Below are 24,313 nucleotides of genomic sequence, written 5' to 3' on the forward strand. Positions count from 1 at the left end.
CCCGCCGGATGACCCTTCCGGAACATCCTCGACTATCGAAATCGTCCGCCTACTGCATCCTGTCTCCGTATCCGAGACGAGGCTTCCATGACCACTCTCCAACCCGCCCTCAACGTCGCAGCCGCCGGCAACATCCCCGCGCCCGCCGCTCAGGCGGTGCCCGCCAAGACCTGGATCGCGGTGATCGGCGCAACGCTCGGCGCCTTCATGGCGGTGCTGAACATCCAGATCGTCAACGCCTCGCTCGCCGACATCCAGGGTGCGATCGGCGCCGGCATCGACGACGGCGGCTGGATCTCAACCTCCTATCTGATCGCCGAGATCGTGGTGATCCCGCTGTCGGGCTGGCTCGCGCAGGTGTTCTCGATCCGGATCTATCTGCTCACCAACGCGATCCTGTTCCTGGCTCTGTCCGCAGCCTGCGCGCTGGCGCAGGACCTGTCGCAGATGATCGTGCTGCGCGCCATCCAGGGCTTCACCGGCGGCGTGTTGATCCCGATGGCCTTCACGCTGATCATCACGCTGCTGCCGCGCGGCAAGCAGCCGGTGGGCCTCGCGCTGTTCGCACTGTCGGCGACGTTCGCACCCGCGATCGGCCCAACCATCGGCGGCTATCTCACCGAGAATTTCGGCTGGGAGTACATCTTCTACGTCAATTTGGTGCCCGGCGCGATCATGGTCGGCATGCTCTGGTACGCGCTCGAGGCGAGGCCCATGAAGCTGGCGCAGCTAGCGGATGGCGACTGGGCCGGCATCATCACCATGGCGATCGGGCTCGCCGCGCTCCAGACCGTGCTGGAGGAAGGCAACAAGGACGACTGGTTCGGCTCGCCCTTCATCGTCAAGCTGTCGATCATCGCCGCGGTGGCGCTGACCGCCTTCCTGGTCATCGAGCTCACCGTGAAGAAGCCGCTCTTGAACCTGCGCCTGCTGGTGCGGCGCAATTTCGGCTTCGGCATGCTCGCGAACTTCCTGCTCGGCATCGCGCTCTACGGCTCCGTGTTCATCCTGCCGCAATATCTGTCGCGCATCCAGGGCTACAATGCCGAGCAGATCGGTATGGTGCTGGCGTGGACCGGACTGCCGCAGCTCCTGCTGATCCCGCTGGTGCCGCGCTTGATGCAGAAATTCGACGCACGGATCATCATCGGCATCGGCTTCGTGCTGTTTGCGGCGTCCAATTTCATGAACATCTACATGACCAATGACTACGCCGCCGACCAGCTGCTGTGGCCCAATGTCGTCCGCGCCATCGGACAGGCGCTGGTCATGGCGCCGCTGTCGGCGGTGGCAACCGCCGGCATCGAAGCCGAGAATGCGGGCTCGGCTTCCGGCCTGTTCAACATGATGCGCAATCTCGGCGGCGCCGTCGGCATCGCGCTGCTCCAGACCGTGCTGACCAAGCGCGAGCAGTATCACTCCAACGTGCTGATGCAGTCGGTCTCGGTGTTCGAGCAGGCGACGCGCACGCGGCTGGAGCAACTCACCCAGTACTTCATCAATCACGGCGTCCTCGACCATGCGGACGCCGCGCATCGCGCCTATGTCGCGATCGGCCGTATCGTGCAGAAGCAGGCCTATGTCCTCGCCTTCAGCGACACCTTCTATCTGCTCGGCATGGCACTGATCGTGGCGCTGATCGCCGTATTTTTCCTGAAGAAGCCCGGCCAGACCTCGGCCGGCGGAGCCCACTAAGATCAACCCAAGCGAAGGAGACCAACCATGAAACCCCGCATGAACTTCTACCAGGCCGCACCCGACACGATGAAGGCGCTGATGGCGCTGGAACAGCAGATTCAGTCGACGGGCCTGGAGAAATCGCTGATCGAGCTGGTCAAGATCCGCGCGTCGCAGATCAACGGCTGCGCCTTCTGCATCAACATGCACACCGAGGACGCCCGCAAGCGCGGCGAGACCGAGCAGCGCATCTACCTGCTCAACGCCTGGCGCGAATCCCCGCTCTATTCCGACCGCGAGCGCGCCGCGCTGGCCTGGACGGAAGCCGTGACGCTGATCGCCGAGACGCATGCGCCGGACGACGTCTACGAACAAGTGCGTGCGGAGTTCTCCGACTCGGAGACGGTGAACCTGACCATGCTGATCGGTGCCATCAATGCCTGGAACAGGATCGCGATCGCATTCCGCGCCGTGCATCCGGTGAAGGTGACGGCGTCGGTGGCGTGAGGGATTCACAACTGTCATGCCCCGCGAAGGCGGGGCATCCAGTATTCCAGAGACAGTGCGGTCCACACAGCCGCCGCGGCGTACTGGATCGCCCGCCTTCGCGGGCGATGACAGCGGAGTGTATGACTTAAACCGCCGTCGCCTTGGCGAACTCCACGTAGATCTCGCGCAGGCGCGTTGCCATTGGACCGGGCTTGCCGTCGCCGATCGTCTTGCCGTCGATGGCGACCACCGGCTGCACGAATGAGGATGCGCTGGTGATGAACGCTTCCTTGGCGGCGAGCGCCTCGGCAACCGTGAAGGACCGCTCCTCGACGCGGAGCTGGCGCTCCTCGGCAAGCGCGATCACGGCCTTGCGGGTGCAACCCGGCAGGATCGCGTTGGAGTTCTTGCGGGTGACGATGACGTCGTCCTTGGTCAGGATGAACGCCGAGGACGAGCCGCCTTCGGTGACATAGCCGTCCTGCAGCATCCAGGCTTCCCCCGCACCGGCTTCGGCTGCGGCCTGCTTCGCTAGCACCTGCGCCAGCAGCGCCACGCTCTTGATGTCGCGGCGCTCCCAGCGGATGTCGGGTACCGTGATGACATTAATGCCGGTCTTTGCCACCGGGGCGTTGATGATGTCTTTCTCGGAGGTGAACATCACCAGGCTCGACTTGACGTCAGCCTTGGGGAACGGGAAGTCGCGCCCCTTGTCGGCGCCGCGCGTGACCTGGAGGTAGACGAGGCCGTTCACGAGCTTGTTGCGCGCGATCAGCTCCTTCTGCAGCTCGGTGATGCGCTCGACGGTCTCCGGCAGCCTCAGCTTGATCTCGCCGACCGAACGCTCAAGCCGGGCCAGATGCGAAGCATTGTCGACCAGCTTGCCGTCGAGCACGGCCGAGACCTCGTAGATACCGTCGGCGAACAGGAAGCCGCGGTCGAGCACCGAGATCTTGGCTTCCGAGAGCGGGACGAATGAGCCGTTGACGTAGGCGAGCGGGTCCAAAGCGGGTCTCCTGGCGGGAAATGGGATTTGGCGCGTGTATACGCGAAATGGGAGGGCCGATCACCCTCTATTCGTCATTCTGGGGCATTCGCAAAGCGAATGAACCCGGAATCCATTTCACCTCGCGGACTGCGGCCCGATGGATTCCGGGCTCGCGCTACCGCGCGCCCCGGAATGACGGCTGATGCTAATGCGACAGAATCTTCGACAAGAACTTCTGCGCGCGGTCGCTGCGGGGCTTGCCGAAGAAATCGTCCTTCGGCGCGTCCTCGACGATCTCGCCGCGGTCCATGAAGATCACGCGGTTGGCCACCTTGCGGGCGAAGCCCATCTCGTGGGTGACGACCATCATGGTCATGCCCTCATGGGCGAGGTCGACCATGACGTCGAGCACCTCGCTGATCATCTCGGGGTCGAGCGCCGAGGTTGGCTCGTCGAATAGCATCGCGATGGGGTCCATGGCGAGCGCGCGCGCGATCGCCACGCGCTGCTGCTGGCCGCCGGACAGCTGCGCGGGAAACTTCTGCGCCTGTTCCTTCAGGCCGACGCGATCGAGGAGTTGCATGCCCTTGGTCACCGCCTTGTCGTGCGACCGGCCCAGCACCTTCTCCTGCGCGAGACAGAGATTGTCGATGATCTTCAGGTGCGGGAACAGCTCGAAATGTTGGAACACCATGCCGACACGCGAACGCAGCTTCGGCAGATCGGTCTTGGGATCGTTGACCTTGATACCGTCGATGCTGATGTCGCCCTTCTGAAACGGCTCCAATGCGTTGACGCATTTGATCAGCGTCGACTTGCCCGAGCCGGAGGGACCGCACACCACCACCACCTCGCCCTTGGCGACGCTGGTGGTGCAGTCGGTCAGCACCTGGAAACTCGGGCTGTACCATTTATCGACGTGGCTGATTTCGATCATGACGGGCCCTAGCGAATGATGGCGATGCGCGCCTGGAGGCGGCGGACGCCGAAGGACGCGATACAGGAAATGGTGAAGTAGACGACTGCTGCGAACAGATACATTTCGACCAGGCGCCCGTCGCGCTGCGCCACCTTGCTCGCCGCGCCCAGGAAGTCCGTGATCGACAGGACGTAGACCAGCGAGGTGTCCTGGAACAGCACAATGGTCTGCGTGATCAGCACCGGCAGCATGTTGCGGAAGGCCTGCGGCAGCACGACGTAGCGCATGGTCTGGGCGTAGGTCAGCCCCAGCGCGCTGGCCGCGGCCGGCTGCCCGCGCGAGATCGACTGGATGCCGGCGCGCATGATCTCGGAGAAATACGCCGCCTCGAACATGATGAAGGTGATGAGCGAGGATGCGAACGCGCCGACGCTGATCGGACGCGAGGCGCCGGTCAGCCACTGCCCGATATAGGGCACCAGGAAGTAGAACCAGAAGATCACCAGCACCAACGGCAGCGAGCGCATGAAGTCGACATAGACGCCGGCGATCCGGCCGAGCAGCTTGAGACCGGAGAGGCGCATCAGGGCGAGCGCCGTGCCGAAGACCAGGCCGCCGAATGCTGCGAGCCCCGTCAGCGTCAGCGTGAACGTCATGCCCTCGTAGAACAGATAGGGCAGCGCGCGGCGGATGACGTCGAAATCGAAATTTCCGAGCATGGCGCTATTTCCCCGTGATGTAGCCGGGGATCGCGACCCAGCGCTCGAGGAAGCGCATCGCGGTCACGACGACGGCGTTGACGAGGAGATAGAGGATGGTCGCGGCCGTGAAGGCCTCGAACACCTGGAACGAGAATTCCTGCATCGAGCGCGCCTGTCCGGTCAGCTCGAGCAGACCGATGGTGATGGCGACCGCGGTGTTCTTGATGGTGTTGAGGAACTCGGAGGTCAACGGCGGCAGGATGATGCGGAACGCCATCGGCAGCAGCACGTAGCGATAGCCCTGCACGGTGGTCAGGCCCAGCGCGGTCGCCGCCATCTTCTGCCCACGCGGCAGCGACGAGATGCCCGCCTGCAACTGCACGGCCACGCGCGCCGACATGAAGAAGCCGACGCCGATTGCAGCCGTCCAGAACGGCGCGTTCGGCAGTTGCTTCAGCCACAGACCCGCGGCCCTGGGCAGGATCTCCGGCAACACGAAGAACCACAGGAACAGCTGCACCAGGAGCGGCATGTTGCGGAAGAATTCGACGTAAGCGAAGCCGAACCAGGTGGCGCCCTTCGACGGCAGCGTGCGCATGACGCCGACGATCGAGCCGGTGATCAGCGCGATCACCCAGGCCAGCGCCGCGGTCTTGAGGGTCAGCGCCAGGCCCGACAGCAGCATGTCGAGATAGGTGCCGGTCCCCATCGGGTTCGGCTGGAAAAAGATTCCCCAGTTCCAGTTGTAGTTCACGTGTCCCCCGCGCGAACGCGCCAGTCATGGATGTCCTGAGCGCCTATGCAAATGTCCGGCCACCCTGGTGTCAAGAGTGGCCGGACATGATCCCGATCGAAAGATCGAGGTTTTATCTTACTTGTAGTCGTCCGGGTTCGGCGAGTCCGTCGGCTTGGCGAACTCGTTCTTCAGCTCGGCCGAGATCGGCGTGCTGAGGTTCAGGCCCTTCGGCGGGATCTTCTGGGTGAACCACTTGTCGTAGATCTTCTGGGCCTCGCCCGAGGTGTAGAGCGCAGCAGTTGCCGCATCGACAACCTTCTTGAAGGCGGCGTCGTCCTTGCGCAGCATGATGCCATAGGGCTCGGGCTTGGAGAACGCATCCTTGGAGATCACGTAGTCATTCGGCGACTTCGAGCCGGCGACGAGGCTCGCCAGCAGGATGTCGTCCATGACGAAGGCGACGGCGCGGTCGGTCTCGACCATCAGGAAGGCTTCGGCGTGGTCCTTGGCCGGAATGATGTTGGCGCCGAGGCTTTTCGCGACGTTAGCCTCGGTAAGCTGCTTGATGTTGGTGGTGCCGGCGGTCGAGACCACGGTCTTGCCCTTGAGGTCGTCGATCGACTTCAGGCCGCTCGACTTCTTGAACACGTAGCGGCTGGCGGTCAGGAAGTGGGTATTGGTGAAAGCGACCTGCTTCTGGCGCTCGGCATTGTTGGTGGTCGAGCCGCATTCGAGGTCGATGGTGCCGTTGGCCATCAGCGGGATGCGGGTCGCCGAGGTCACCGGGTTGAGCTTGACCTCGAGCTTGTCGAGCTTGAGCTCCTTCTTCACGGCGTCGACGATCTTGTAGCAGATGTCCATCGCGAACCCGACGGGCTTCTGGTTGTCGTCGAGATAGGAGAACGGGATCGAGGAGTCGCGGAAGCCCAGCGTGATAGCGCCGGTGTCCTTGATGTTCTTCAGCGTGCCGGTCAGCTCCTGGGCCCCGGCCTGGCTGACGACGAAGGTCGCGGCGAGCGCGAGCCCGATGTGGCGGAAATGTTTCACTTTTCTCTTCCCCTTTCGGATGATGCGGCCCGGATGCAAGCACAAATCGAGCCGGATTAGAATGTAACTTTCGGCGGGATCAACGGCTCAGGTTAACGGCGCCGGCAACTCCCCGAGATCCCAGAACAGCCCGGCCATCACCGTCAAGGCCTCTTCGGTCAAAGGCAGCAGGATGTGCTCATTGGGCGCATGCTGGGAGCAGCCGGGATAGGAATGCGGCACCCAGATCGTCGGCAGGCCCAGAATATCGGAAAAGACGTCGTTGGGCAGCGAGCCGCCGAAATTCGGCAGCACCGCCGGCGCCTTGCCGGTGGTCTCCGTCACCGAATCCGCCGCCCATTTGATCCAGGGGCTGTCGAAATCCGTGCGCGATGCAGCAAAACTCTGGGCCGCCCGCACCTCGATCATCGGAAAACCCTTTGCGACCAGATGCACGCGAATGGCCTCGATCAGGCCGTCGATCTTGGTCCCGACCACGAAACGCAGTTGCAGCACAGCATTGGCGTGGCCGGGAATGGCGTTCGCCGGTTTCTCGATATTGCCCGACGACATCGCCAGCACTTCCAGCGTATTCCAGGCGTAGAGCCGTTCGGCCGCCGACAATCCCTCCTCGCCCCAATTCTCGGCCAGCGCCGGCTCGTCCGCGGTCGGCACCACCTGCACATCGGCGAGATAGCTGCGGATCTGGTTGGTGAGCCGCGGCGGCTTCAAGGCATCGAGCAGGAGACGGCCATGACCGTCAACCAGCGTCGAGATCGCGTTGACCAGGATGGTCGCGGGGTTGGCGAGCACGCCGCCCCAATTGCCGGAATGATGGCCGCCGTCGCGCAAGTTCACGTCGAGATGGATGCGGATGCCGCCACGGCAGCCAAGAAAGAGCGTCGGCCGGTCGGCGGATAGGCGCGGCCCGTCGGAAGCCATGAACAGGTCGGCCTTGAGCGCGTCGCGATGGAGATCACAGACCTTGCCGAGGTCAGGCGAGCCAATCTCCTCGCCCATCTCGATGATGAATTTGGCGTTGAAGCCGAGCTTGCCACCGCGCGCGTCACGCACCGCACGGAGTGCCGCCATGTTGATGCTGTGCTGGCCCTTGTTATCAGCGGTGCCGCGGCCGTAGAGGCGCGTACCCGCAACCGTCGTGCGCCAGGGATCGCGCCCCTCACGCCACTCGCCCTCCATGCCGTCGACGACGTCGCCATGGCCGTAGATCAGCACGGTCGGCGCAGACGCGCTCTCGTGATGCTCGGCGAACAGGAACGGCGCCTTGCCGCTGGGGGATTCGACGATGCGGCTGGTGAAGTCGAGCGCGGCGAAGGCCGGCTGCATCTCCTGCTCCAGATAGGCGCGCAGCTCGGCGCCGCGCGACGGATTCTGGCTCTCGGTCTTGTAGGCGACGCGGCGGTCGAGTTCAGCGAGGAACGCACCGGATTTGAAGTCATCCCGGGCGCGGGTGATGGCGTCGGCTCTGGTCATTGCTTTCGTTTTCAAGGTTTCGACGCGGGCGAACGTAGTGGGCTACATAGGCCGTCGAAAGTGGCGGGGGCTTGGGCAGTTGTTGTAGTTTCTCTTGCGATTTCGTTCTTGCTCTCTTGAGATTGGCTTGCCAAGGGCAGCAGCGCCGCTGAATTTGGTCTTGCCAAGACCCAAGCCTTTCTATCTTGGTCCTTGCCAAGGGCCAATTATATGCAAGAACTTCGCCAAGTTGGGGCGCACATCTATCATTCGAAGAGCGCTCAGTACAGGGCGCCGAGGGGACCAGCATGGCCAAAGAGATCAGGCTCAACGCCTTTGCGATGAATTGCGTCGCACACCAGTCACCGGGCCTGTGGACCCATCCGCGCGACCGCACCGCCGAGTATAACCGCCTGCCCTATTGGATCGATCTCGCCAAGACGTTGGAGCGTGGCCGTTTCGACGGGCTGTTCCTGGCCGATGTGCTCGGGGTCTACGACGTCTATGGCAACAGCCCTGACGCAGCCTTGCGCAATGCAGCGCAGACGCCGTCGAACGAGCCGCTGCTGCTGCTCTCGGCGATGGCCGCGGTGACGCAAAATCTCGGTTTCGGCGTCACCAGCAATCTGTCGTTCGAACCGCCCTACCCGTTCGCACGGCGGATGTCGACGCTGGATCATCTCACCGAGGGACGGATCGGCTGGAACGTCGTCACCGGCTATCTCGACAGCGCCGCGCGCGGTGCCGGCAAGGACAAGCAGACCGGACACGACGACCGCTACGACGTCGCCGACGAATATATGGAGGTCGTCTACAAGCTCTGGGAAGGCAGCTGGGAAGACGACGCCGTGCTGCGCGACCGGGCACGAGGCATCTTCACCGATCCCGCAAGAGTTCATCGCGTCAATCATGAAGGCGCGAACTACCGCATCAACAACACCATTCACCTCAGCGAGCCGTCGCCACAGCGCACGCCGGTGCTGTACCAGGCCGGCACCTCGCCGCGGGGCCGGCAGTTTGCGGCCAGGCATGCCGAGTGCGTGTTCATGTCGGGACCGTCGGCCAAGGTGATTGCGCCGCGCGTCTCCGCGATCCGCCAGGAGGCCGCCGCGCTCGGCCGCAACCCGGCCGAGATCCTGATGTTCTCGATGATGACGATCATCCTCGGACGGACGGAAGCCGAGGCGAAGGAGAAATACGCCGACTATCGCCGCCACATCAGCCCCGAAGGCGCGCTGGCGCTGATGTCGGGTTGGACCGGCGTCGATTTCTCCGGCTACGACCTCGACCAGGAGGTCCGCCACGTCCAGAACGATGCCGGCCGCAGCGCGATGGACAACGTCACCCGCGCCGATCCCGATCGGGTCTGGACCGTGCGCGACGTCATCGAGCATGTCGGCATCGGCGGCGCCGGCCCGGTCGTGGTCGGCACGCCGGAGATGGTCGCGGACAAGATCGAGCAATGGTTCGAGGCGACCGATGTCGACGGCCTCAACGTCGCGTTCGCGATCTCGCCCGGCGATTTCGAGGACATCGCCGACATGCTGGTGCCGGAGCTGACGCGACGGGGACGGTACAAGAGCGAGTATGCAAAGGGCACGCTGCGGGAGAAGCTGTTCGGCCAGGGCCGCGCGCGGTTAGATGCGCCGCATCCAGCGGCGGGGTATCGCGTGGGGAGGACGGGTTAGAGCCGCCACACACTCGGTGTCATGCCCCGGCTTGACCGGGGCATCCAGTACGCCGCGGCTTCTCGGCTCAAGCTGCCGTTCATACTCGGCACACTACTGGATCGCCCGATCAAGCCGGGCGATGACAGCTGAGTTTGTGGCGAGCACCTGCGCGATGACGGTGAAGGCAGCCCGCCCTACACCTTCCCGTCGACCATCACCTCGATCAGCTTGGTCCCCGGCCGGCCAAACGTCGACGCCAGCGTCGCCTTCAATTCACGGGGATCGCTGATCTTGATCGCCTCGCAACCGAGCGCCTTGGCGACGCCAGCAAAATCCACGGGCGGATCGACGAAATCCATGCCGACGTAATTGTCATCGCCGTGGAAGGCGAGCAGGCGCTGCTTGATGATGCGGTAGCCGCCATTGTTGGCGATGACGACGTTGAGCGGCAGCTTGTGATGCGCCGCAGTCCATAGCGACTGGATCGAATACATCGCGCTGCCATCGCCGGAGAAGCACACCACGGGACGATCCGGATTGGCGAGGCTGGCACCGACCGATGCGGGCAGGCCCCAGCCGATGCCGCCGGAAGCAAGGCCGTGGTAGCCGTAACGGTCGCGGTGCGGCCGCAGCGCCGCGACCTGGCGGCTGGAGGTGAGACCTTCATCGACGAGGATCGCATGGTCGGGCATCGCCTCGACCATTTGCAGCACCAGAAAATCCGGATCGATCGGCGCACGGCCGGCACTCTTGCTGATCTGCTCGACCAGCGCGGCGCGTCGGGCGGTCCAGTTCTTCGGCGCGAGCTCGGCGAGACGCTGTTTTGCGCGGCTCGCAAGTGTCGCGCCGCCCATCTCCTTCAGCATAGGGATCAGCGCGCGCAGCGTCTCCTTCAGATCTGCCTTCAGCGCGATCTCCGCACCGTAATTCTTGGCGATTTCCCAATCGACCAGACCAATCTGCACCATGCCGAGTCCGTCAGGCAGGGCGTCGACCTCGCTGTAGACCGACATCCGCAGGGGATCGCCGCCCAGCGCGATCAGGAGATCGTAAGGCGCCAGCGTATCGCGCGCGGCCTTCTGCACGCGCGCGAGCGCGCCGATAAAGCTCGGACTCTCCGAGAGGAAGTGCGAGCCATAGGGCGTCGACGATTGATAGGCGGCGGCGCCGAGCAGCTCGGCCAGCTCCGCAGCCTCCTTCAGCGCATCGCTCTTGACGACCTCGTCCATGGTGACGATCACGGGACGCTCGGCCTTCAGCAGCCGCACGGCAAAGGCCTTCAACGCCTCGTCCGACGGCCTTGTGCGCGCGTCGATGCGGGTGCAGCGCCCGAGGTCGATCCCGACCTCGCTATTCAGGATGTCGCCCGGCAGCGAGATGAACACAGGTCCGGTCGGCGGCGTCATCGCGACCTTGGCGGCGCGACGCACGATGCGCGGCAGGTCCTCCAGCCGCGTCACCTCGACCGCCCATTTCACCAGCGGCTCGGCCATGCGCACCAGCGGCCCGTACAGCACCGGCTCCATCAGGCCGTGGCCCTGCTCCTGCTGGCCCGCTGTCAGGATCATCGGCGTGCCCGTGAACTGGGCGTTGTAGAGCGAGCCCATGGCATTGCCGAGGCCGGGCGCGACATGAACGTTGCAGGCGACGAGCCTGCCCGAGGCGCGGCTATAACCGTCGGCAATCGCGACCACCAGGCTCTCCTGCATCGCCATCACATAGGTGAGATCGGGATGATCCTTCAGCGCATGCATGATCGGCAGCTCGGTGGTGCCGGGATTGCCGAACAGGTGCGTGATGCCTTCGTCCTTGAGCAGCGCGAGAAAGGCGGAGCGGCCGGTGATCTTGTTCTTCATGTTTCCTCCAGGAGCGGGCGTTGCCGCACGGACTGAAGGCATGATGGCCGAAGTCTTGGGAGCCGCGCAAGGAAGCGCGGTCATGGCTGCGTTGCGTGTGGCGGTCTCGTGTCCCGGACGCGACGCAACGTGCAACGTTGCGACGCAGAGCCGGGATCCAGATTCGCTCCGGGTTCGCTGATGCATGGGCCCCGACTCAGCAGTGCGGCACTGCGCGCCGCACTGCGTCCGGGGCACGAGAGTGGGGCTACATCTCCTCGCGCCCGAGCTCGAACGGGTCCTCACCGCCTGCACGCTTCTTCTTTTTCGAGCGCTGCCAGACCACGCCCGGAAAACCCTTCAGCGGCACCAGAGGTTCGCCGGTATAGGCCCATTCCTGCAGCTCCTCGATCGCAATGTGATAGAGCGGCTGACGGCCGGTGCGCTCGTTGAACAGCGCGCGCGGGATGTTGACCATGTGCGGCCCGCGCGGGCGTTCGTACATGATCGGCGTGCCGCAATGCGAGCAGAAGCTGCGCGCGGTCTTCGTCGCCTTGTCCTCGTAACGGGTCAGCGCGGTCTTGCCGGAGGTGATGCGAAAGCGCTTCTTCCAGCTGCCGATATAGGTCGCGTAAGCCGCGCCATGGGCGCGGCGGCTACCGGCAGAATGATCGTGCCAGGCCCAGCGCGCGGGAACGTCGATCTCGAAGGTGACCTTGCCGCAGAGGCATTGGCCGGTGGCGATTCCTGCGGCGGCTGCGGCTTTGGCCATGGGGGGCTCTCTCCGTCGTCATTGCGAGCGCGACGATACACGATCGTCATTCCGGGGCGCGACGAAGTCGCGAGCTACGATGCGCAATTGCGCATCTGAGAATCCATCGGGCAGCCAGCTAAGACGTGAGATGGATTCCGGGCTCGACGCTTCGCGTCGCCCCGGAATGACAGATCAGGCCGGCGTCAGCTCGTCATAAACCGGATAATCCGTGTACCCCTTCTCCTCGCCGGCGTAGAACGTCGCGCGATTGTACGGCGTGATCGGATAGCCGTGCCGAAGGCGCCGCGGCAGATCCGGATTGGAGATGAAGATGCGCCCGAAGGCGATGATGTCGGCGTGGCCCTCGGCGATCGCTGCGTTCGCGGTCTCGCCGGTAAAGCCGCCGGCGGTCATCAGCACGCCGCTGTAAAGCGGGCGAAACAGCACCATTGCCGACGGCACGTTCTCCCAGTGGACATCGGCCCGGCCCGCGCCGCTCGAGCGCGGCTCGATGAAGTGCAGATAGGCAAGACCGAGCTTGTCGAGCGCCTTCACGACATGGGTATAGAGCGGCATCGGATCGGGCTCGCCGGAATCATTGGCGATGCCGTGAGGCGACAGCCGCACGGCGACGCGGTTCGCGCCCCAGACGTCGATCGCGGCCTGCGTGACCTCGAGCAGCAGCCGGGCGCGATTCTCGATCGATCCGCCATATTGATCGGTGCGCTGGTTGCTGCGCGATTGCAGGAACTGCTCGAGCAAATAGCCATTGGCGCCGTGGATCTCGACGCCATCGAAACCCGCGGCGAGCGCATTCTTGGCACCCTGCCGAAACGCCTCCACGATGCCCTTGACCTCGTCGGTCTCCAGCGCACGCGGCGTCTCATAGTCCGAGATCTTGCCGTCGGCGGTCATCGCCTTCATGCCCTCGGCCTTGATCGGGATGGCCGAGGCCGAGACCGGCAGCGCGCCGCCGTGGAAGGAGGAATGCGAGACGCGGCCGACATGCCAGAGCTGCAGGAAGATGATGCCGCCCTTGGCGTGCACGGCATCGACCACCTTGCGCCAGCCCGCGACTTGCGCCTCCGAATAGATGCCTGGTGTCGCCGGGTTGCCGCGGCCGTGCGAGAGCACCGGCGAGGCTTCGGCAATGATCAGGCCGCCCTTCGTCGCGCGCTGGCCGTAATATTCAGCATTGAGCGGACGCGGCGAAAAGCTCTCGCGCTCGGCGCGCATCCGGGTGAGCGGCGCCATCGCCACGCGGTGTGCAAGCTTGTACGGACCAACCTGCAACGGTTGAAACAACGCTTCGAATTTCATGCGGGCCCCGGATGTCTATGAAAGGATGCGGATCATATAGCGAGGGGCGGCCACCGGAAAAGGTGCCGCCCCGCTAAGGCAGATATTCCCTGCCGCGGAACACGGAAGGGAAATGGATATTACGCCGTCTTGATCCAGACGGCCTTCACGTTGAGATATTCCTCGACGTGCTGCTTGCCGGATTCGCGGCCGTAACCGCTCATCTTGTAGCCGCCGAACGGCACGGCCGGATCCATCGCCTGGTAGCAATTCACCCACACCGAGCCGGCGCGCAGGCTCTTCGCAACCGCGTGGGCCTTGCTGACGTCGCGCGTCCACAGGCCGGAGCCGAGGCCGAACGTGGTGGCATTGGCGCGCTTGACCAGCTCGTCCATGTCCTTGAACGCGATCGCGGAGATGACGGGACCAAAGATCTCCTCCTGCGCGATGCGCATGTTGTCCTCAACGCCCGCGAACACCGTCGGTGAGACGAAGAAGCCCTTCGACAGCGCGCCTTCGGTGACGCGACCGCCGCCGGCAAGCGCCTTGGCGCCTTCCTTCTGGCCGATATCGAGATAGCCGGTGACGCGTTCGAGCTGCTGCTCGGAGACGAGCGGGCCGATCTGCACGTTGGGATCGAGGCCGTTGCCGACCTGCAGCTTCTTGCCGAATTCGGCGACGCGGCCGACAAACTCGTCATAGATCGACTGCTCGACGAACAGCCGCGTGCCGGCGCTGCAGATCTGCCCCGAATTGGCAAACACCGCCATCGCCGCGCCCGGCACGGCCGCGTCGAGATCGGCATCCGCGAATACGATGTCTGGCGACTTGCCGCCGAGCTCGAGCGAGACGCGCTTGAGGTTGCCGGCGGAGGCGCGGATGATCGATTGGCCCGTGACATGCGACCCGGTGAAGGCAACCTTGTCGACGTCGTGGTGGGAGGCGAGCGCCGCGCCCGCGGTATCGCCATAGCCGGGAACGACGTTGATGACGCCGGGCGGTACGCCCGCTTCCAACGCGAGCTCGGCGATGCGTAGCGAGGTCAGCGGTGCTTCTTCCGCCGGTTTGAGCACCACGGTGCAGCCGGTCGCGATCGCCGGGCCGATCTTCCAGATCGTCGCGGTGAGCGGGCCGTTCCAGGGAATGATGGCGCCGACGACGCCGACCGGCTCCTTCAGCGTGTAGGAGAAGATTTCGCCGGGCAGCGAGTTTTCGATCGTCTCGCCATGGATCGCCGTGGTCTGGCCGGCGTAATAGCGCAGCATGCCGACGGCGCGCAGGCGATAGGCGCGGGTGCGGCTGAGCGGCGCGCCCATGTCGAGCGTGTCGAGCTGCGACAATTCGTCGAAATTCTTCTCGACGAGGTCGGCGAGCTTGAGCAGCAGGTTCTGCCGCTCGAACGGCTTGACCTTGCTCCAGGGTCCTTCGAAGGCGCGGCGGGCGGCGGCGACCGCACGGTCAATGTCTTCCTTGTCGCCTTCGGCGACGGTTGCGAGCAGCTCGCCTGTGGCGGGATTGCGAGTCTCGAACCGCTTGCCTGAGGCTGCATCGACCCACTTCCCGTCAATCAGCATCTGCTTGTAGGACCCGTTCGCGAACGGATGGCGCGTGATCGGAATAGCCTGCGACACAGCCATGGCTGCACTCCCTGTCAGGTGATTGATTGGTTCGATCTGGGCGGGATCGTTGGATGGAGGATACAGCCGTGCCGGATAGGCGTAAAGGCAGCGCAGAACGAAGACCTCCCATGCCGACTTGTGCAGGGTCGCACTGCTGCCATGTTATAGCTCGACGAGAGTCCTCCACGGAGACATTCCATGCCACATCCCGCCATCGTCAAAGACAATGTTGCCGTGATCACAGGTGGCGCGTCCGGCATCGGATTCGCCGCCGCCACCGCCTTTGCACGCGCTGGAATGAAGGTGTGCATCGCGGATGTCGACGAGACACGGTTGGCAGAAGCTGCAACAAAACTGTCATCCGTCACGGTTGCCGCAAACGTGATGACGCTCGCCGTCGATGTCAGCCAGGTCGAGAACGTGACGGAACTGGAGCGCGCCGTACGCGAGCGGTTCGGCGGCACCGACATCCTCATGAACAATGCCGGCATCCAGCCCGGCAGCACGCTGTTCGGCGAGCCCGATCATTGGCAGCGCATCATCGGCGTCAATATGTGGGGTATCATCAACGGCTCGCGCATCTTCGCGCCGAACATGATCGCGCGCGGCAAATGCGGCCTCATCATCAACACCGGTTCCAAGCAGGGCATCACCACGCCGCCCGGCGATCCCGCCTACAATGTCTCGAAGGCCGGCGTGAAAGCGTTCACCGAGGCGCTCCAGCACGAGCTGCGCAACAGGAAGGACTGCCACGTCACAGCACATCTGTTGATTCCGGGCTTCGTCTTCACCGGCCTAACTGCGAAGGGACGCACCGAGAAGCCGGCCGGCGCCTGGACGCCGGAGCAAACGGTCGATTTCATGCTGGCGCGGCTGGAGGCCGGCGATTTCTACATCCTGTGCCCGGATAACGACGTGCCACGCGCGCTCGACGAGAAGCGCATGCTGTGGGCGACAGGCGACATCGTCGAGAACCGCCCGCCGCTGTCGCGCTGGCATCCGGACTACGCGGATGCGTTCAAGAAGTTCGTGGAGGGGGAGTAGGCTTGCACCACTCTCTCACTCCCTCGCCCCGTTCTCACGGGGAGCAAAGAGCAGGGAAAGGTCAAGAAGGCTACAGCGTCTCTTGCTTGTGCCCGCAGTTCTTGCACGCAAACTTGACGCGGCTCTGGCCTTTCTCCGCCTGCACCCGGTTCGGAGCACCGCATTTGCCGCAGACAGCCTCGATGCGGGTGGTGCCCTGCTTGACGACGATGGTCTTCTTTTCCATCGATTCGCGGATCAGGCGCTCGGCCTCCTCGCGCAGCGATTGTTTCGACAAAGCTCGTCTCCACCTCTGAAAAGCGCGAGAGCCATATCGCACCTGCAGCCGAAGCACAATGCGCGAAAGCCGCGGCGCGTGTTGCTCCGCGGCTCTTTTGCTTCTCGTCCCGATCGGCTCAAAACACCTTTTCAAGCCGCCTTGGAGACCTCCATCAGCAGCCGCTCGGCCTTTGCGTCCTCGATGCGGTTCACCAGCCGGCTGCTCTCGTGATTGTCGCGCACGGTCTTGGTCAGGGTGATGCAGGTCTGGATCAGCATGACGATGCCCATGGTGAGATAGCCTTTCATCCAGAGGTCGATCGGCAGGAAGAAGACGCCGACGGCGACGAGGAACGCGGAGGCTGCGAAGGACACGTAAGTAAAGGTCACCCAGGCGCTGCTGTGGGGCTGGCCGTTCTGGTTCATGATGGTCTCCTGTTGGTTCGAATGACGTTTGGGTGTGAGATCAGGCCGTCGGCGTATGCTTGGACTTCAATCGCGCCAGCACATCGTCCGCAGTCGTCTTCAGCCGCGGGCCAAAGCCCTGCTCGGCCAGTCTCTCGGCGGTGGCGAGCGGACCGGTAGCCGCATCGAGCTCGACCAAGGCATCGTCGGCGGCCTGGGCTTCCAGCTGGCGCTCGCGCAGCCGCCGCAAGGTGCTCTCCGCCTCCGGCAGCGTGGATTCGTAGGGACGCGCCGCCTCGATGCCGCTGCGGCGAAGCGAGCGCACCGCGTCCGAGGCACGGGCGAGACGGCGGCCGCGATCGAGCTCGGTGATGCGGGCCTGTGCGCTCGCGACCTGCCGCTTCAGCCGGGCGATCTCGGTCGCGAACAGCGCGCGTGCTGTCATCGCCGCATCACGATCGGCTTCGAGGCCTGCGATGGCCTCTGCGGCGTCCTTGGCGAGATCCTCGCGGCCGCCATCGAGCGCGGCGACCGCGCGGGTCTCGAGATCGGCGATATGGGCGCAGGTCGCCTCGAGCTTGCGACCCTCCTGCTGGTCCTGCGCGATCGCCAGCGCCAGCGTGCGCTTGCTGCGCTCGAGGGCGGCGGCGGCATCGCGCATCTGCTGATCGAGGATCAGCAGGGCCGTGCGGTCTTCCAGTTCCTCGCCCGCAGCGGCCACGCTGCCGCGGAAGAGGGTCACGACGGTCTTGAACATTGTCTGCTCCCTGTCTATGAGCGTTGCTCACAGATGCTTTGTAGCACAAACCTTGAACATTGTTCAATAAATATTTGAGCGACGCTCAAGAATTTGGTTAAGAATGACTAAAGCCCTGGAACGTCGTGAGAAATTGCGAGCCGACCTGATCCAGGCGGCTGAGCAGATGATCGCTGCGCGGGGGCTGGCGGGTCTGAAAACCCGCGATTTGGCCCGCGAGATCGGCTGCGCCAATGGCGCGGTCTACAATCTCGTCACTGACGTGGACGAACTCGTCCTGCGCGTCGGCTCACGCACGCTGCTCCGGCTCGATGAGGCGCTCAGCGCGGCAGTCAGCGCGGGTGAGCCATCACCGCGAGAGGCACTGGTCCGCATCGCGATCGCCTATTGCGATTTCGCCGCCGAAAATCTCCAGCTCTGGCGCGCGCTGTTCGAGCATCGCATGGCGGCCGACAAGCCCCTCCCCGATTGGTCCGTCAACGACCAGATGCAGCTGTTCCGCCACATCTACCAGCCGCTCGCCGCGCTGTTCCCAGAGCGCAGCCCGGAGGAACTCGGCATCACGGCGCGTAGCCTGTTCTCGGCCGTGCATGGGATGGTGACGCTGGGACTGGAGCAGAAGCTGGTTGCAGTACCGCTGCCGGCGCTGCGCAAGGAGATCGCGACCCTGGTGCGCGCGATGATTGACGGACTGATCGCGCAGGCAGCATAGAGGCCTGTAGCAGAGCTCGCCGGCAGCGCGCGAACGAGTGTCACGCTTCGCCTGACTTCTTCGCGCACAGGCACGCCGCGTTCAACCGCCCCGCGCCATAGCGCGCGGGGCACCAGGCACAACTATCCCAAGTCTGCTTCGATCAAATGAAGCGGCTTCCGCCTGCGCGGTCGGAAAGCCCTTTTCCAGCCGCGCCTCGCTCGCGCGCAGCATCGCCGCGTCGAGCTTGCCCTGCCGCAATCCGTCGAGAGCGCAGGCGAAGACGCGGTAGAACTGCGCGCCGTCATAGGCAACCAGCAGCAGATCGACACCGGCGTTGATCGCTTCCATCACGGCTTTGCAGACATCGTTCTGGTAGATCGCGCCCATCACGAGGTCGTCGGTCATCACCACGCCCTGATAACCCCACTTCTCGCGAATGATTCCCTCGACGACACGCTTCGAATGCGAGGCGGCGCAGTCAGGATCGACGGCGGTGAGCGTGACATGGCCGACCATGAGCGCGCTGCGCGAATGCGACAGCACCTCGCGGAACGGCAGCCAGTCGGTTGCTTCCAGTTCCTTCACCGACATATCGAGATTGGCGCTGAAATGATGCGTGTCGGTGCGCACGCGGCCGATGCCGGGAAAATGCTTGAGCGTCGCGCCGACGCCGGACGCTTCCAGTCCGCGCACATAGGCGCTCGCGATGGTGCTGACGACGGCGGGATCGGTCGCGATCGCGCGCTGGCCGATCAGCGTATGGAAATCGAGACGGTTGCGCCGCGCCGGCGGTTTGAGATCGAGCACCGGCGCGAGGTTGAGGTTGACGCCGAGCCCGGCGAGCTCGCGTCCGTGGATGCGGCCAAACTCTTCCGCTTTGGCCTGCTGGTCGTCGGGAGCGAGCCCCGCGAGTGTCGCGAGCGCCGGCACTTTCGTCAGCGGCGGCGCGAGATGCCCGACGATGCCGCCCTCCTGATCGGCGGCGACAGTTAGCGGCGGCAGGCCGGCGGCGCGCCTGATATCCTGGAGCGCCGCGATCTCGGCGCGCAGCGCCTCGACGGTCCGGCCGCGGATGTTGTGCCGGGTAACATAGACGCCGCCGATCAGGCCCTGGCCGGCAAGGCGCGCGACCTCGGGAAAGGAGGAATAGCCGATCATGAAATGAGGCCCGAGCTGGCGCGCCTCGGCGGCGCTGGCGGCGAGAACGTCGTGCCTGCGCAGCTCGAACCTCAGATGCGCCGCCGACATCAGCAGCGGCGGCAGGCACCAGAGCATGACGAGCAGCTTGCCGGCGATGGTGCGCCACCGCCCTCTGCGCAGCAGGACGATCACGATGACGATGCTTGTAACGACAAGCGCGGCGTTTCCGGCGCCGCGCAGCGGGACCAGATAAGGATCGTTCTTGTTCGCGGCCGCGAAAGCAACGACAGGCGCGGCCAGCCAGAGCAGGATGAGACCGATACGGCGGAGAAATTGCATGATGCGTCACGCGCTCGAAGTGGCGAATGCTTCGCACCTATCAAAGCGATTGACGATGGACGAGAGGCAAACGCGCGCCTGCACGAAATCTGCAAAAGACTCCTGAAACCGTGCAGACGATGATCCCGCCTTCTGCACAAGTGCCGTTCAGACTTCGTGATGCCACCTATCACGAAAGGTCTTCAGGACATGACGAGCCTGGCTTCGACGTCGACCACGGACATCCAACCCATCGGGCCTTCCGCCCTGTCGGCCAAGCTCGCAATGGCGCTGCTGCTCGCCGCGCTCGCCGACTGGCTCTTCTACGGCCAGCGGATGGGGCTGTCGCTGGTCATCTTCGCCATCGCGGTCGCTGGCGCCTCGCTGCTCGCCAACCATGCAACGCTGGATCTTCGGCGTACAACGATTGGCGGCGCGATCGTCACTCTCGGTCTCGCGCCAGCCGTCGAGGAGCTCAACACGCTCTCGTTCCTGATCCTGATGGCCGCGCTGCTCATCGCCCTGCTCCTCGCGACCAATCCGGAGACGACCGGGCTCGCAGATCGCGCTCGCGCACTCCGAAACTTCGTTCTGTACGGCTTCTTGCGCTTCTTCCCCGATGCGCTCCAGGTCTTCAACCTGTCGGCGTTCACCCGCGGCCTCGCGCTGTGGCTGATGCCGATGGTGATGAGCACCGTGTTCGTCGCACTGTTCGCGGCGGCCAATCCGGTGATCGAGCAATGGGTGTCCCTGCTCAATCCGAAGGTCATCCTGGAGTATGTCAGTGTCCCGCGTGTGCTGTTCTGGGCTTTGATGCTGACGCTGGTCTGGCCGTTCATCCATGTGCGCTGGCGGCGCCGGAAGTTCGCTGTGCCCGCCGCAACCGATGTCGCAGAACCAGAGCCCCTGGCGGCGTTCGTCTCGGCCGAATTTCTGGGCCCCTCCACCATTCTGCGATCGCTGATCCTGTTCAATCTGCTGTTCGCGGCGCAATCCGTCCTCGACGGCATCTATCTCTGGGGTCATGTCGCGCTGCCCGACAATGTGACCTATGCGTGGTACGCCCATCGCGGCGCTTATCCGCTGATCGCGACAACCCTGCTCGCCGCCGCTTTCGTGCTGGTCGCGATGCGTCCGGGCGGGCCCGCCGAGAAATCGAAAGTGATCCGGCCGCTTGTCTATCTCTGGGTGGGCCAGAACGTGCTTCTGGTCGCCTCGTCCATCCTCCGGCTCGATCTCTATGTCGGCATCTACATGCTGACCTACTGGCGCATCGCGGCCTTCATCTGGATGGGGCTGGTGGCGCTCGGGCTGATCCTGATCGTCGCGCGCATCGTGCTCGACCGCTCCAACGAGTGGCTGGTCAGCGTCAATCTGATCGCGCTGGCGGTCGTGCTCTATGGCTGCTCGCTGGTGAACTTCGATGCCTTCATCGCCAACTACAATGTCGCCCACAGCCGGGAGGCATCGGGCAACGGCGTGCAGATCGACATCAACTATCTCCTGACGCTCGGGCCACAGGCGCTCCCCGCCATCGACAAGGCCATCGCGCTCCGGCCCAGCGCCAGCGAGAGCTGCCTTGTGTCGCGACGCGACCGCCTTGTAGAACAGCAGCGCCAGGATCTGGCCTGGCGGAGCTGGGGCTTCCGAAACTGGCGGCTTCAGCGCAGGCTGGACGCCCAGGCGGCGAATCGGCCGGCGGGCTGACGAGGCAGCGGAGATATCCTTGGCGCATCGCATTCTCATCGTCGACGACGAGGGTCACATCCGCGAGGTCATCCGCGTCGCTCTGAAGAAGGCCGGCATGGACGTGATCGAGGCCCGCGACGGCAAGGAGGCGCTCGCCCGCTTTGCCGCCGACAAGCCCGATCTGATCGTGCTCGACATCGGCATGCCCGAGTTCGACGGCCTCGACGTCTGCCGCGAGATCCGCAGGACGTCCGACGTGCCGATCCTGTTCCTGTCGGCGCGCGACGAGGAGATCGACCGCATCCTCGGCCTCGAGATCGGCGGCGACGACTACGTGACCAAGCCGTTCAGCCCGCGCGAGCTGGTGGCGCGGGTCAACGTCATCCTGCGCCGCCTCAGCCCGCGCAATGGCGAGGCCAAGGCAAGTCCGGCCGCGCTGTCGCAGGGCGGCCTCCTGATCGATCCCGAGCAGCATCTCGCGTCCTTTGCCGGCACGCCGCTGAAGCTGACCGCGATCGAGTTCGGCATCCTGCGCGCGTTCCTGACCCGGCCGACATCGGTGTTCAATCGCGAGCAGCTGATGCGCGCGGCCTATCAGCTCAATATTCAGGTCTCCGACCGCACCATCGACAGCCATATCCGCAACATCCGCGCCAAGCTCGCGGCTCTTGCTTGCGACAACGTCATCGAGACCATCCACGGCGTCGGCTTCAAGCTCGGCCGCTGCGAGAAAGAGGCATGAGCACGGCGCCAGACAAATGGCGGCCGTCGCTTGGGCTCGTCATCTTCACGGTGCTGGCCACCGTCGCCATCCTGCCACTGGTCGGCCTGTTCTTCTTTCGTCTCTACGACAACCAGCTGATCCGCCAGACCCAGGCCGAGCTGATCGCACAGAGCCGCGTGCTCGCGACGATCTATGCGCAGGAGGTCGCGGCAAGGCTCGACAGCGGCCTCATGCTCGGCGCCGAGGTGCCGCCGGGCGTGCTGCCCGATCCCGGTGACCAGGTCACGCCGATCCGCCCCTCGCTCGATCTGACCGCGAACGACCTCTTGCGGCGGCGGCCCGATGCGCTACCCGCGCTCCAGCCGGCGCAAGCAGCCTATGTCGAGATCGGTGCAAAACTGACGCCGATCATCCGCGAGACCCAGAAGGTGACACTGGCGGGCTTTCGCATCCTCGATCCCCAAGGCGTGGTGATTGCCGGGCGGCAGGAGGTCGGGCAGTCGCTCGCCCATATCGAGGAGGTCGCGGACGCACTGCACGGGCAATACCGCGCCACCTTGCGCAACCGCGTGCCGGACAAGCCGCCGCCGATCTATTCCTTCAGCCGCGGGCTCGGCGTGCACGTGTTCTCGGCCATGCCCGTCATCGTCAACAACCGCGTCGCAGGGGTGATCTACACGACGCGGACGCCGAGCAACATCTTCGACCATCTTTACCAGGAGCGGGCCAAGTTCGTGCTGGCGGGGCTCGCCGTGATCCTCGGCACGATCGCGATCGGCCTCGTGTTCTCGCGCACCATCACGCTGCCGATGCGCGAGCTGATCGACCGCGCCGCCAGAATCGGCCGCGGCGACCGCGAGGCGTTCCAGCCGCTGAAGCATTACGGCACGCGCGAGTTCGCCCAGCTCTCGCACAGCTTCCTCGGCATGGCCGAGCAGCTGGCGCGCCGTTCGGACTATATCGCGACGTTCTCGGCCCACCTCACCCACGAACTGAAATCGCCGCTGACCTCGATCAAGGGCGCGGCCGAGCTGTTGCAGGATTCGGTTCAAGGCAAGGCCGAGGGCCTGACGCCGGCCGAGCAGACGACGTTCATCGCCAACATCCTGTCCGACACCCAGCGGCTGGAGGCGATGGCGCAGCGGCTGCGCGAGCTCGCCCGTGCCGAAAGCCTGCCGCAGAACGAGCGCACCGAACTTGCGCCTGTCATCGCCGATCTCAGGACCAGGTTTCCGGCAAGCTCGATCGAAGCCAGCGGCAGCCTCGACCGCGCCGTCGGCATGTCCGGCGAGAAGGCGCTGATCGTGCTGTCGCATCTCGCCGACAACGCGATGCGGCACAAGGCGCAGACGATCAGGCTCGAGGCGGCGGACGAGCGTACGACCCTGCGGCTGACCGTGAGCAATGACGGCGAGCCGATCTCGGCCCCGAACCGCGACAGGATTTTTGACGCGTTCTTCACCACCCGCCGCGACCAGGGCGGCACCGGGATGGGGTTGGCGATCGCGCGTGCGGTGATGGCGAGCCATGGCGGCTCGATCAGGCTGAAGCCGACCGACGAGGGCGCGGCCTTCGAGCTGCAATTCCCTCTGGCCTAGATCGCGAACACCCAGGCGGCAACGATGGCGCCGATGGTGACGAGACCGGCGATGGTCCAGCCGGCGGCGTATTCCAGCTCAGGATGACCGGTCGCCCGCATGATCTCAACCGGATCGGCGGTATGCTTCTCTGCCATGACAGCCTCGCACGTTCCTTCCCGCGTCATAGATAAGTCGCATCAGCCGCCGTTAGGTTCCATCACGGAAATGCGAGGAACGACGCAGAGCGGGCCTGACGGATCGTCCAAAACAAAAACTGCGAAAACAACCCCATGCACAGTAGGAAGCCGTTTCCGGCTCGAGGCTGGGCGGCGCCGGACAACAGCCTGACCGATCGAGACAAAACCGTCGCTCCGCGCAATCCGCCCGGCGCCTTGTGAACTTGTGTTCCAAATGCGGCTGCCTGCCAGGGGGCGCCTGGTCGGCACCGGCCGCGTGCCGGCCGAAGGTGCCGCGAATTCGCCTCAAGGCCAGCGGACTAATGAGGCGAATTGAAAAGA

General features: G+C 64.5%; 23 protein-coding genes. 8 read left to right on the top strand and 15 right to left on the bottom strand.

The window, feature by feature from the left end; genetic code table 11:
- Positions 1-87 precede the first annotated feature (87 nt).
- Together CVM73_RS22980 and CVM73_RS22985 are read left to right on the top strand one after the other, a co-directional pair.
- A complete protein-coding gene (locus CVM73_RS22980; protein ID WP_100234129.1) occupies positions 88-1,695 on the top strand; it encodes a DHA2 family efflux MFS transporter permease subunit in 1,608 nt (535 codons plus the stop codon).
- 27 nt (positions 1,696-1,722) lie between these two features.
- Entirely contained in the window at positions 1,723-2,184 is a 462-nt protein-coding gene (locus CVM73_RS22985; RefSeq protein WP_100234130.1) for a carboxymuconolactone decarboxylase family protein, read from the top strand.
- Between the two features lie 127 nt (positions 2,185-2,311).
- Here the strand turns inward: CVM73_RS22985 and CVM73_RS22990 are convergent, their stop codons facing one another.
- From CVM73_RS22990 to CVM73_RS23015, 6 genes are all read right to left on the bottom strand, one after another.
- Positions 2,312-3,172: a D-amino-acid transaminase gene (locus CVM73_RS22990; protein WP_167407001.1), complete on the bottom strand. Its 861-nt coding sequence runs from the start codon at positions 3,170-3,172 to the stop codon at positions 2,312-2,314.
- 187 nt (positions 3,173-3,359) lie between these two features.
- On the bottom strand, positions 3,360-4,091 hold the full coding sequence (locus CVM73_RS22995; RefSeq protein WP_100234132.1) for an amino acid ABC transporter ATP-binding protein: 732 nt from the start codon (positions 4,089-4,091) through the stop codon (positions 3,360-3,362).
- An 8-nt stretch (positions 4,092-4,099) separates the two neighbouring features.
- The gene (locus tag CVM73_RS23000) at positions 4,100-4,792 is read right to left on the bottom strand and encodes an amino acid ABC transporter permease (protein ID WP_100234133.1); all 693 of its coding nucleotides are present in this window, start codon (positions 4,790-4,792) and stop codon (positions 4,100-4,102) included.
- Positions 4,793-4,796: 4 nt separating this feature from the next.
- Positions 4,797-5,528 (bottom strand): amino acid ABC transporter permease, encoded by a 732-nt coding sequence (locus CVM73_RS23005; protein WP_100234134.1) that lies wholly within the window; start codon positions 5,526-5,528, stop codon positions 4,797-4,799.
- A gap of 117 nt (positions 5,529-5,645) precedes the next feature.
- Positions 5,646-6,557 (bottom strand): amino acid ABC transporter substrate-binding protein, encoded by a 912-nt coding sequence (locus CVM73_RS23010; protein WP_100234177.1) that lies wholly within the window; start codon positions 6,555-6,557, stop codon positions 5,646-5,648.
- Positions 6,558-6,644: 87 nt separating this feature from the next.
- Entirely contained in the window at positions 6,645-8,030 is a 1,386-nt protein-coding gene (locus CVM73_RS23015; RefSeq protein ID WP_100234135.1) for a M20 family metallopeptidase, read from the bottom strand.
- A 287-nt stretch (positions 8,031-8,317) separates the two neighbouring features.
- On the opposite strand from CVM73_RS23015, the gene CVM73_RS23020 reads away from it, so the two are divergent.
- Complete coding sequence (locus CVM73_RS23020; protein ID WP_100234136.1) at positions 8,318-9,697, top strand: LLM class flavin-dependent oxidoreductase; 1,380 nt, start codon at positions 8,318-8,320, stop codon at positions 9,695-9,697.
- Between the two features lie 176 nt (positions 9,698-9,873).
- Here CVM73_RS23020 and CVM73_RS23025 read toward each other — a convergent pair whose 3' ends face one another.
- The 4 genes from CVM73_RS23025 to CVM73_RS23040 form a co-directional block, all read right to left on the bottom strand.
- Complete coding sequence (locus CVM73_RS23025) at positions 9,874-11,535, bottom strand: thiamine pyrophosphate-binding protein (RefSeq protein ID WP_100234137.1); 1,662 nt, start codon at positions 11,533-11,535, stop codon at positions 9,874-9,876.
- A 247-nt stretch (positions 11,536-11,782) separates the two neighbouring features.
- Positions 11,783-12,286, bottom strand: coding sequence for a GFA family protein (locus CVM73_RS23030; RefSeq protein ID WP_100234138.1), 504 nt, complete (start codon positions 12,284-12,286; stop codon positions 11,783-11,785).
- 174 nt (positions 12,287-12,460) lie between these two features.
- Positions 12,461-13,588 carry an alkene reductase gene (locus tag CVM73_RS23035; RefSeq protein WP_100234139.1) on the bottom strand — a complete coding sequence of 376 codons (1,128 nt, stop codon included), beginning with the start codon at positions 13,586-13,588 and terminating at the stop codon, positions 12,461-12,463.
- 119 nt (positions 13,589-13,707) lie between these two features.
- Entirely contained in the window at positions 13,708-15,204 is a 1,497-nt protein-coding gene (locus CVM73_RS23040) for an aldehyde dehydrogenase family protein (RefSeq protein ID WP_100234140.1), read from the bottom strand.
- 180 nt (positions 15,205-15,384) lie between these two features.
- Between CVM73_RS23040 and CVM73_RS23045 the strand changes: the two genes are divergently transcribed.
- Complete coding sequence (locus tag CVM73_RS23045; protein ID WP_100234141.1) at positions 15,385-16,230, top strand: SDR family NAD(P)-dependent oxidoreductase; 846 nt, start codon at positions 15,385-15,387, stop codon at positions 16,228-16,230.
- 70 nt (positions 16,231-16,300) lie between these two features.
- Here CVM73_RS23045 and CVM73_RS23050 read toward each other — a convergent pair whose 3' ends face one another.
- From CVM73_RS23050 to CVM73_RS23060, 3 genes are all read right to left on the bottom strand, one after another.
- A complete protein-coding gene (locus CVM73_RS23050; protein WP_027562959.1) occupies positions 16,301-16,507 on the bottom strand; it encodes a hypothetical protein in 207 nt (68 codons plus the stop codon).
- A gap of 131 nt (positions 16,508-16,638) precedes the next feature.
- Positions 16,639-16,914, bottom strand: coding sequence for a YiaA/YiaB family inner membrane protein (locus CVM73_RS23055; protein WP_027573528.1), 276 nt, complete (start codon positions 16,912-16,914; stop codon positions 16,639-16,641).
- A gap of 40 nt (positions 16,915-16,954) precedes the next feature.
- Positions 16,955-17,650, bottom strand: a complete 696-nt coding sequence (locus CVM73_RS23060; protein ID WP_100234142.1) for a PspA/IM30 family protein — start codon at positions 17,648-17,650, stop codon at positions 16,955-16,957.
- Between the two features lie 103 nt (positions 17,651-17,753).
- Here CVM73_RS23060 and CVM73_RS23065 point away from each other — a divergent pair, with 103 nt between their 5' ends.
- Positions 17,754-18,362: a TetR/AcrR family transcriptional regulator gene (locus CVM73_RS23065; RefSeq protein WP_100234143.1), complete on the top strand. Its 609-nt coding sequence runs from the start codon at positions 17,754-17,756 to the stop codon at positions 18,360-18,362.
- Between the two features lie 81 nt (positions 18,363-18,443).
- On the opposite strand, the gene CVM73_RS23070 is transcribed toward CVM73_RS23065, so the two are convergent.
- On the bottom strand, positions 18,444-19,823 hold the full coding sequence (locus tag CVM73_RS23070) for a glycoside hydrolase family 3 N-terminal domain-containing protein (RefSeq protein ID WP_245452411.1): 1,380 nt from the start codon (positions 19,821-19,823) through the stop codon (positions 18,444-18,446).
- A 189-nt stretch (positions 19,824-20,012) separates the two neighbouring features.
- Between CVM73_RS23070 and CVM73_RS23075 the strand changes: the two genes are divergently transcribed.
- From CVM73_RS23075 to CVM73_RS23085, 3 genes are read left to right on the top strand one after another with little or no spacing between them, the layout of a single operon-like run.
- Entirely contained in the window at positions 20,013-21,509 is a 1,497-nt protein-coding gene (locus tag CVM73_RS23075; protein ID WP_167407002.1) for a DUF4153 domain-containing protein, read from the top strand.
- Positions 21,510-21,528: 19 nt separating this feature from the next.
- A complete protein-coding gene (locus CVM73_RS23080; protein ID WP_100234145.1) occupies positions 21,529-22,233 on the top strand; it encodes a response regulator in 705 nt (234 codons plus the stop codon).
- Positions 22,230-23,813, top strand: coding sequence for an ATP-binding protein (locus CVM73_RS23085; RefSeq protein WP_100234146.1), 1,584 nt, complete (start codon positions 22,230-22,232; stop codon positions 23,811-23,813). The genes CVM73_RS23080 and CVM73_RS23085 overlap by 4 nt, the downstream gene beginning before the upstream one ends.
- On the opposite strand, the gene CVM73_RS40460 is transcribed toward CVM73_RS23085, so the two are convergent.
- Complete coding sequence (locus CVM73_RS40460; protein WP_164936762.1) at positions 23,810-23,950, bottom strand: hypothetical protein; 141 nt, start codon at positions 23,948-23,950, stop codon at positions 23,810-23,812. The genes CVM73_RS23085 and CVM73_RS40460 overlap by 4 nt on opposite strands.
- Positions 23,951-24,313 lie beyond the last annotated feature (363 nt).

This window comes from Bradyrhizobium forestalis (assembly GCF_002795245.1).
Lineage (GTDB): Bacteria > Pseudomonadota > Alphaproteobacteria > Rhizobiales > Xanthobacteraceae > Bradyrhizobium > Bradyrhizobium forestalis.

Excerpts from the sequence above, each read along its gene's own strand:
- CVM73_RS23015 (WP_100234135.1), bottom strand. The coding sequence starts at position 8,030 with ATGACCAGAGCCGACGCCATCACCCGCGCCCGGGATGACTTCAAATCC.
- CVM73_RS23035 (WP_100234139.1), bottom strand. The coding sequence starts at position 13,588 with ATGAAATTCGAAGCGTTGTTTCAACCGTTGCAGGTTGGTCCGTACAAG.
- CVM73_RS23085 (WP_100234146.1), top strand. The coding sequence starts at position 22,230 with ATGAGCACGGCGCCAGACAAATGGCGGCCGTCGCTTGGGCTCGTCATC.
- CVM73_RS23065 (WP_100234143.1), top strand. The coding sequence starts at position 17,754 with ATGACTAAAGCCCTGGAACGTCGTGAGAAATTGCGAGCCGACCTGATC.
- CVM73_RS23025 (WP_100234137.1), bottom strand. The coding sequence starts at position 11,535 with ATGAAGAACAAGATCACCGGCCGCTCCGCCTTTCTCGCGCTGCTCAAG.
- CVM73_RS23060 (WP_100234142.1), bottom strand. The coding sequence starts at position 17,650 with ATGTTCAAGACCGTCGTGACCCTCTTCCGCGGCAGCGTGGCCGCTGCG.
- CVM73_RS23000 (WP_100234133.1), bottom strand. The coding sequence starts at position 4,792 with ATGCTCGGAAATTTCGATTTCGACGTCATCCGCCGCGCGCTGCCCTAT.
- CVM73_RS23030 (WP_100234138.1), bottom strand. The coding sequence starts at position 12,286 with ATGGCCAAAGCCGCAGCCGCCGCAGGAATCGCCACCGGCCAATGCCTC.
- CVM73_RS23040 (WP_100234140.1), bottom strand. The coding sequence starts at position 15,204 with ATGGCTGTGTCGCAGGCTATTCCGATCACGCGCCATCCGTTCGCGAAC.
- CVM73_RS22985 (WP_100234130.1), top strand. The coding sequence starts at position 1,723 with ATGAAACCCCGCATGAACTTCTACCAGGCCGCACCCGACACGATGAAG.
- CVM73_RS40460 (WP_164936762.1), bottom strand. The coding sequence starts at position 23,950 with ATGGCAGAGAAGCATACCGCCGATCCGGTTGAGATCATGCGGGCGACC.
- CVM73_RS22995 (WP_100234132.1), bottom strand. The coding sequence starts at position 4,091 with ATGATCGAAATCAGCCACGTCGATAAATGGTACAGCCCGAGTTTCCAG.
- CVM73_RS23070 (WP_245452411.1), bottom strand. The coding sequence starts at position 19,823 with ATGCAATTTCTCCGCCGTATCGGTCTCATCCTGCTCTGGCTGGCCGCG.
- CVM73_RS22980 (WP_100234129.1), top strand. The coding sequence starts at position 88 with ATGACCACTCTCCAACCCGCCCTCAACGTCGCAGCCGCCGGCAACATC.
- CVM73_RS23045 (WP_100234141.1), top strand. The coding sequence starts at position 15,385 with ATGCCACATCCCGCCATCGTCAAAGACAATGTTGCCGTGATCACAGGT.
- CVM73_RS23075 (WP_167407002.1), top strand. The coding sequence starts at position 20,013 with ATGACGAGCCTGGCTTCGACGTCGACCACGGACATCCAACCCATCGGG.
- CVM73_RS23055 (WP_027573528.1), bottom strand. The coding sequence starts at position 16,914 with ATGAACCAGAACGGCCAGCCCCACAGCAGCGCCTGGGTGACCTTTACT.
- CVM73_RS23020 (WP_100234136.1), top strand. The coding sequence starts at position 8,318 with ATGGCCAAAGAGATCAGGCTCAACGCCTTTGCGATGAATTGCGTCGCA.